Source organism: Leucobacter soli (genome assembly GCF_042659205.1).
GTDB lineage: Bacteria > Actinomycetota > Actinomycetes > Actinomycetales > Microbacteriaceae > Leucobacter > Leucobacter soli.
Genome location: NZ_JBHSRW010000401.1, coordinates 1 through 1,080, shown reverse-complemented (window position 1 = coordinate 1,080; position 1,080 = coordinate 1). Strand labels below are relative to the sequence as shown.

At 72.6% G+C, this 1,080-nt stretch carries 1 protein-coding gene; it reads right to left on the bottom strand.

Features of this window, described 5'->3' with window-relative positions; translation table 11 throughout:
• Nucleotides 1-979, bottom strand: a 979-nt coding sequence (gene dgt, locus ACFPZL_RS13525; protein WP_382335903.1) for a dGTP triphosphohydrolase, incomplete at its 3' end; no start/stop codon positions are given.
• Between the last annotated feature and the right edge of the window lie 101 nt (nt 980-1,080).

Genomic DNA, 1,080 nt, shown 5'->3' with positions numbered 1-1,080 from the left:
CGTCGAGGTCGGCGGCGTCGGCCGACCAGGCCTGCAGCTCACGCGCCACGGCCGCCTGCTGCAGCACGCCCGCGCGGGTGAAGTCGTCGAGGTCGTGCACGGCGTAGGCGATGTCGTCGGCGAGGTCCATGACCGCGCACTCGACGGTCTGCGCCCCCTCGCCGATGGCGGGGAACGCCGCACGGGCCTCCTCCATCTGCTCCGCATCGACCGCGTAGGCGGAGAACTTCTCGGCGCCGTTCTCCGGATCGAGGCCCACACCGCGGGGGCGATCCTCGACCGGTGCGCGCACCGCGTCGACGCCCACCCATTCGCCCCGTGTCCACGGGTACTTCAGCACCGAGCTGCGCGTCGCCGCTGTGAGGTTGAGGCCGGGGAAGTCGCGGCCGAGCGTATCGAGCGCGGTCAGGATCCGGAAGGTCTGGGCATTGCCTTCGAAGCCCTCGGCAAGCCCGAGGCGCTCCCGCGCGATCCGGTCGAGCACTCGCTCACCGAGGTGCCCGAACGGAGGATGTCCGAGATCGTGCGCGTGGGCCGCGGCCTGCGCCACCGTGCTGTCGCAGCCGCCCAGGCGGGATACGATGGCCCCGGTCGCGTCGTCCTCGACAGCCTCCCCCCGCACATACGCCTCGTGCCGTGCCGCCTGCGCGGCCAGGTTCGTCGCGATGACGCGCGCGACCGCGCTCACCTTGAGGGAGTGCGTCAGCCGGTTGTGCATGACGGGGCCGACCCCGGTCTGCGGAACGACCTGGGTCACCGCGGAGAGCCGCCCGAAGTAGGGCGAGAATCGGATCCGTTCGAGGTCGACCCGGAACTCCTCGTTCGCCGCCCGACCGATCCCGCCCGGCACGTCCTCGCTCTCGGCCACTCGATGCTGCGAGCGCTCGACCTCCGGATGCTCGCGGGCCTCGCGCGGATCGCGCGGATCTCGCAGATCGCTCGGATCGTGCGGAGCACGGAGATCGGCTGCTTCGCTCATGCCGCTATTCAAGCACGCGGCGCACCGGCTCGAGCGCCGGAAACGCGCCCGCGACGCCTCCCGCATCGGCCGCCTCGGCGGTCCCGCCGGCCTCGCCGGCG